Genomic DNA, 6,519 nt, shown 5'->3' on the forward strand with positions numbered 1-6,519 from the left:
TTCCTTGTGTCTGGTTGGATCAGTGGTACAAATGATTCGTGACGTAGCGCGCCGTCTTTTCCAGCGTTCGTGCCAGATCGGGATGGGTCAACCGATACTTGCGCTCCAGTTGCCTGCTGCGGTTCATGTCAAAGCGCTGCGTCTGGATGAAGTTCAACGACTCGGCGCTGATCGCGAATCGGGCCGCCAGGCCGGGGATCGTCAATAGCCACTTGATCAACCTGATCGCGACATGGCGCCGAGGCGCCTTCACACCCAGTGTCTTTGCCAGTTGCTCGAGCATCCCCTGCAGGTTCGCTGAGCCCTCGTCGAGCGCCAGGACCTGCCGGTTGGCCATCGAGGGGTCGAACGCCACGCAGGTTATCATCGTCGCCAGGTAATCGACACTGACGACCGGCAACCAGTGCCGGTCTGTACCAGGGACAGCCTTGAAGCGGCCCTGGGCAAGATTGCGAATGAGTTCGGCCAGCGGTTGTCCTTCTAGGATGTGCCCCGTCTCGCTGTGGCCGCACACCGTAGCGGGATGGACGATCGTATAATCCGCGTCTGCTTCCTGCAGGTAGCGGACAACGGCAAAATGCGACTCGAGCTTGCTGCCTTCGTAGCCACCCACGCGGCCGTAGACCGCAGGCCAATGGGTGTTCTCAGGGCACACGATATCCACCCCGACCTTGGCAAGGTAGGTAAGGTTCTGCAGCATGTAGCCGCCCACCATCACCAGGCGGATGTGCTGGCTGGCCGCAAGCCTTGCCACGCGCAGTGCCCCTTGCACATTGACTTCGCGGGCGCGCTCCATCGTCAGCCCCCAGGTAAATTGCGCCGCCAGGTGGAAAACCACCGCCGCCGAAGACACGCGTTGCCGGTCTGCTTCACTGAGCCCAAGCCCCTCCCTGCTGATATCGCCCTCGACGGCATGGATATACGCGGCGTCACCTCCCAGGCTGCTTACCTGTTGCCTGAGACGCTCGATGTTTTCGGGGCTGCGCATGAGTACCCAGGCCTTGTGCCCTGTGGCAGTGAGGCGAGCCAGCAAATGTTGACCGACAAACCCGCTGCCACCTGTGACGAAACATTCCAAGCCCATGTCTGACTCCTTGTTTGGCTGATCGGTGCAGGCTAAGGTGTAGAGCGTGCTCTACAGTCAAGGGGTTTTTACGGTGAACATTGGAGAGCTGGAGCGCCGCAGCGGCATCGGTCGCCACGCATTACGCTATTACGAGCAGCTCGGGCTCATCGTGGCCCATCGACTGGCCAACAATTACCGCAGCTACAGCGATCAGACCGTGGCTGATCTGGCCTTCATTCAAAGTGCCCAGGGCGGAGGTTTTTCACTCGCCGAGATCAGGGACATCCTTCAGGCCAAGCGGGGAAATACCATCGATTGCGCACAAGGCGCGGCGTTGGTCGCCAACAAGATGGCCGACATTCAAGCGAAGATCACAACCCTGCAAGCTGCTTATGCGTTTCTCGAGACAGAGCGGGCGAAGCTTGAAGCCAGTGCCATTGCCAATGGACTGACTGTTGCGCACCTGACTGTCCAGGGACGCACCTCGACCGCATAGCCAAACCACAAGGGCATTGAGCGAGGGCCGCGCGCGTTGTCGAGGATGGCCGGTCGCAGAGTGGTTGCTATCGATCCATAGCGGACGGTCGTAGATTGGCACCTTCGTGGTGGCTGATCTGTTTGCCTTAAGATCTTCAGCGCCTCAGAGTCGAGTTGACCATCCTTGTCCTCCTCACATGGAGGACAAGCCACGAATACATCGCTCCTTGAAGGGGCCAGCGTCGATTGGGCGCCGCCCGATGCCGCAAACATATCAGCCATTGTGCCCGCACACAGTCATTTTAAAATCCGGTTGCATTCCTAACAGGAATGGCTCTATAAAAAATATGAATTTTTTTTATAGTGCCTGAACCCCTATCGTAATTTCTCCTGCATATGGAGATGACGGTATGAACGATTCAAGGCTGTGCTTATACGTTGACGCTCAATTCACCAGCCCTTACGCCCTGTCATGTTTTGTGGCGCTTCGTGAAAAGGCAATCGAGTTCAAGATGAATACCCTTGACCTAGACGCGCTGGAGCATCGGGGGCGGGACTACTCCTGTCTTTCGCTGACTCAGAGAGTACCCACTCTGGGGCATGGCGAATTTGCATTGTCTGAATCATCCGCAATCACCGAGTATTTAGAAGACCTGTTCCCTCAGACGCCGATTTACCCGACAAACCCGCTGCAGCGTGCCAAGGCGCGGCAGGTTCAAGCCTGGCTGCGAAGTGACTTGCTACCTATCCGCCAGGAGCGCTCCACGCTTGTTGTGTTCTACGGCGTTAAATACGGTGCTTTGTCAGCCTCGGCTGAATCCTCGTCGCAAAAGTTGGTGGAGGCTGCGCAACTGCTGCTGGGCGATAGCCCGGCCCACCTTTTTGGCGAATGGTCTATCGCCGATGTCGATCTCGCTTTGATGCTGAATCGACTGATACTCAATGGAGATCGCCTTCCCGCTCGACTGGAGGATTATGCTCAGCGGCAATGGCAGCGCCCGACCGTGCAGGAGTGGGTTCAGTTGGAGCGACCTCCACTGTAGCCGCACCGCCGACCAAGGGTAGGCGTTCAGTCCAGGCCTGCTTTTCGACTGGCAGTGGACGGCCAACGATTCTGATAAGTTGCTGCAAGCCCATTGCCTAGGGATGTAATGCAGTTGCTCACTTCTGATCGCTTGCAGCCCTCTGCGAAAGGCAGCTATGGGTCGAAAGCGGTCTGTCGAGAACGGCCGCTTTCGACGCGAAGCTGCCGTAGGCCCCGATAGGAAACTTTGTAGGAACAGGTTTACCCGCGAACACCCGCACAGGCGGTGCCATCTAACGCGGCGCCTGCTTCGCGGCGGTTCGACGCCTCGATGAACCTGCTCCCCCAGAGTACGTGGTGCACCCGCGAAGTCAGTTAATTTCAGCACTTGCCAGGGTTCAAAAGCAGCCTGCCAACGTGCCTCAAAAGGGATCGAGCCGTGCGTTGATGCCAGCCTCCTTGGCCAGCGCAATTAGGTTTTCAACGCCATCATGTTCAATTATGCAACCCACGTAATCGGCGCCGCCTGTATCCACATGCAGAAAGCGCTTTCCGAACCCGATCAGCCATCGATCGAAATCGATTACAACCTGCATCAGTGATTGTGTCCCTTCATGCTTGCAGGCATAGACCTGGTCAATACCGCTGGCTTCAACCAGCTTCGGTGCCAGGTACTCGAAATCATCGAAGCCACGCACATCCACGGCCATGAGAATCAGATGACTGAGTGACTGGCCTTTCTCTGCGTCCAAAAGACCGCTGACGAGCGCGGTGGCTGGATCCTCTCCCTGGTTGTAATAGCGCAATACCCTTCTGACGAGACGCATGCGTTCTTTTTCAGGTAGGCGCGCCAACAAAACTTGGGTAAATACTTTCAACTGTGCACGCAGCGGATAAAGCTCTCGCATTATCGCGGCGTCGCTCATCCGTGGTTCATCGGGTGGAGGTTGTGTGACACGACCGCCGAACAATCGATCGAACAAGCCCATCGCCGTTTATCACCCTTGGTCACTGAAGTCTATTGCGAAGCTTACCCCAGAGGTTGAATGACGCCGAATAGGGGCTCGGTGATATCACCGCTGTCACAGGATTGCTGCTGCATTCAAAGGCAGCTCTGGGTCGTTAACGGCCAGTTGCGAACGACTGCTTACGACCCGAAGCTGCCGTTCACGAAGGGCAGAAATCGGCGAGGAGCGGCCACACAATTCGCAGCCATCCTGGTAATGACTCTGCGCGGCCACCTCAACGTAGGTATGCTTGCGATTCAATCCGAACTCATCGGCTCGGGGACGTACACAGGAGGAGATGAGATGTACGGCTTTGCCAAGGATCTGAAGATCGAAGGTATCCTAGGAGAGGAAATACGGCAGATTTGCATGGGGCGACACGACGTTCAGTTTCTATTTGGCTCAGGCAGCTGCATCGCTGTCCAGAGCCTGATAGAGGTATTTCATGGCGACGAGCTAATTGCAACTTGGGATGAAGACGTCAATTGGACGGGCAGTAATTTCCAAAGGCTCCTGAACGTTTCCGTGACCAGCTACAGGGTGATTGATGAGAGGGTATTGGAGATCTGCCTACGTGAAGAGTTCAGACTACGTCTGCACGATAATTCAGAGCAATTCGAAAGCGTGCAAATTTACCCCCAGCACATCGTTATCTAAATAGACCCACACTCAGGGTGGATAGCGCCAACCCAAAAGGCAAGGCGTAGCGACGGTCCGCTTCGGGTCGATAGCAGACGCTCACGACCGGCTGCTTTCGACCCTAAGCGGACACATTATGAGCCTCGCGTACTAACTTCAGATGCGATGCGACCGTCCACCGAGCGATTGGCGCGATCGGAATTATTCATGGCGTCTTGCGCTAGTGCCATGCTCGAGTCCAAGCCATAGCATCTCCTTATCCAAGGGGCCTTTCCCAAAACAAAGGAGATAGCATGATTTCCAACACCGCATTGATCACCGGAGCCTCGAGCGGCATCGGACTTGAACTGGCACGTATCCATGCAGCCAAGCATGGCGATGTTGTCCTGGTAGCCCGCTCACGTGACAAGCTTGACTCCATAAAACAGGAACTCCAGACCCGATACGGGGTGAAAGCCTATGTAATCGTGGAAGATCTGGCCGATCCCGCCTCGGCAGATCGCATATTCTCTGCCACTGAAGCCTTGGGGTTGTCCATTGACATTCTGATGAATAACGCCGGTTTCGGTGGGCATGGCAAGTTTGTCGAGCGCGATCTTGCTGCCGATCAGGCCATGATGCAGGTGAACATGACCACGCTTACCGCCTTGACCCATCATTACCTCAAAGGAATGGTGTCGCGTCGGCGCGGGCGTATCCTCAACGTCTCGTCGACCGCCTCGTTCATGCCGGGCCCCTTGCAGGCGGTTTACTACGCTACCAAGGCGTACGTGACCTCATTCACTCAGGCGATCGCCGAGGAGGTGAGGGAGTACGGCGTGACAGCCACCGCCTTATGTCTAGGTGCGGTCGCCACAGGGTTCGTCGCTGCGGGGGATTTGCAGGGCGTGGATGTCTGGAAAAACGCCAGGACGGCGGAATCCGTGGCTCAGCGCGGTTACAAGGCCATGGAGCGCGGTGAATTGGTTGCCTTTAACGAAGGCAAGTTGCGCGTCATGCTCGACTGGATCGTTCCGCTGCTGCCTCGCAAACTGGTACTCAAGATGTCCCGCCAAGCGATGGAGAAGGCATCCTGATAAGGCTTGAGGCGCGGCGGCTTTCTTCAGGCCTGCTGTCCGCCACACCGCTGAAATTCGCGTCCAAAGAGATCGCTAGACCATGAAACAAGCCAAGCATTTTGCGGTGCATTCCGGGTGGAAGCTGATCATTTCTGATTTGGGAATAGCCACTGGGGATGTGCTGGCCCTGGCCGAGCTACCGGCCGATTTGTTCAGCCGCAAGGATGCGTCGCTTTCCCCGCCGGAATACTTTCGGCTGTTTCGCAGCCTCGAACAAATGTTGGGGGTGTCGCGCTTACCGCTGCTACTTGGTGGTTCCATTTCGGTCGAAGCTTTCGATCCGGCTCTTTTTGCCTGCCTGTGCAGTCCTGACCTCAACGTCGCGCTTACTCGGCTTGCAGAATACAAACGTCTCTGTGGACCTTTGGCGCTGGATGTCATTTTCACCGAGGGTCACACCGAGGTCTTTATTGAATGCTACGGTTATGACCGGCCACTGCCGCACAGCCTCTGCGCCACGGAGCTGGTTTTCCTGACCCACCTGGCACGCCTCGCCACACGGCAAGCGATCTCGCCGTTAGAGGCGGAGCTGGTAGCGATACCCAACCCGGCAAAGCCGTGCGAAGACTTTCTGGGGTGTCGCTTGCAACAAGGCGACTGCAATCGGCTTCGCTTTTCGACAGAGGATGCTGCCCGTCCTTTCCTGACCGAGAATATTTCCATGTGGCAGTTCTTCGAGCCGGAACTTCAGACGCGGCTTTCAAGGCTTGAAGCCGGCGCCAGCACACGTGAGCGAGTACGCAGCGCGCTGCTCGACATGCTCCCGAGCGGCCGGAGCAGTATCGACGATATCTCCCGTCGCCTGGCAATGAGCAAGCGCTCGCTTCAGCGGCATCTTGCAGACGAGGCGCTGAGCTATCAGGACGTGCTCAATGACACGCGAGAGGGCCTGGCTCGCCATTACCTGACTCGCTCGATCCTCTCGCCAGGGGAAATTTCCTTCCTGATCGGCTTTGTGGATGCCAATTCTTTCTTGCGTGCCTTCAAGGCTTGGACAGGCATGACGCCAGGCGAGTATCGAAGCCAGCACAGCCACTGAAGCCAGAGGGCTGAATGTCCGCTATGGGTCCAGGCTGTGTGAAAACACCTGCGATTGTCTAACCTTCTGATCGTGGAGATCGTGGCGGGGACGATCATGAAGCGGTTCATTGAAGGTGAGGTCCGGACGCAAGTCACGCTGCTGCCGGA

7 protein-coding genes are annotated in these 6,519 nt (G+C 56.8%); 5 read left to right on the forward strand and 2 right to left on the reverse strand.

What is annotated here, in order from left to right; all coding sequences use genetic code 11:
* Window positions 1–19 precede the first annotated feature (19 nt).
* On the reverse strand, window positions 20–1,084 hold the full coding sequence (locus L6D64_RS27380; protein WP_176506953.1) for an SDR family oxidoreductase: 1,065 nt from the start codon (window positions 1,082–1,084) through the stop codon (window positions 20–22).
* Between the two features lie 73 nt (window positions 1,085–1,157).
* Here L6D64_RS27380 and L6D64_RS27385 point away from each other — a divergent pair, with 73 nt between their 5' ends.
* Window positions 1,158–1,562: a MerR family transcriptional regulator gene (locus L6D64_RS27385; RefSeq protein ID WP_176506970.1), complete on the forward strand. Its 405-nt coding sequence runs from the start codon at window positions 1,158–1,160 to the stop codon at window positions 1,560–1,562.
* Window positions 1,563–1,953: 391 nt separating this feature from the next.
* A complete protein-coding gene (gene yfcF, locus L6D64_RS27390; RefSeq protein ID WP_176506952.1) occupies window positions 1,954–2,586 on the forward strand; it encodes a glutathione transferase in 633 nt (210 codons plus the stop codon).
* Between the two features lie 403 nt (window positions 2,587–2,989).
* Here the strand turns inward: yfcF and L6D64_RS27395 are convergent, their stop codons facing one another.
* On the reverse strand, window positions 2,990–3,493 hold the full coding sequence (locus tag L6D64_RS27395) for a hypothetical protein (RefSeq protein ID WP_308809883.1): 504 nt from the start codon (window positions 3,491–3,493) through the stop codon (window positions 2,990–2,992).
* A gap of 120 nt (window positions 3,494–3,613) precedes the next feature.
* Between L6D64_RS27395 and L6D64_RS27400 the strand changes: the two genes are divergently transcribed.
* The 3 genes from L6D64_RS27400 (at window position 3,614) to L6D64_RS27410 (ending at window position 6,370) form a co-directional block, all read left to right on the forward strand.
* Window positions 3,614–4,231, forward strand: a complete 618-nt coding sequence (locus tag L6D64_RS27400; RefSeq protein ID WP_176506950.1) for a hypothetical protein — start codon at window positions 3,614–3,616, stop codon at window positions 4,229–4,231.
* Between the two features lie 275 nt (window positions 4,232–4,506).
* Window positions 4,507–5,289 carry an SDR family NAD(P)-dependent oxidoreductase gene (locus tag L6D64_RS27405; protein WP_219824749.1) on the forward strand — a complete coding sequence of 261 codons (783 nt, stop codon included), beginning with the start codon at window positions 4,507–4,509 and terminating at the stop codon, window positions 5,287–5,289.
* A gap of 82 nt (window positions 5,290–5,371) precedes the next feature.
* Window positions 5,372–6,370: an AraC family transcriptional regulator gene (locus L6D64_RS27410; protein ID WP_176506949.1), complete on the forward strand. Its 999-nt coding sequence runs from the start codon at window positions 5,372–5,374 to the stop codon at window positions 6,368–6,370.
* Window positions 6,371–6,519 lie beyond the last annotated feature (149 nt).

It is taken from the genome of Pseudomonas urethralis (assembly GCF_021602465.1).
Taxonomy (GTDB): domain Bacteria; phylum Pseudomonadota; class Gammaproteobacteria; order Pseudomonadales; family Pseudomonadaceae; genus Aquipseudomonas; species Aquipseudomonas vlassakiae.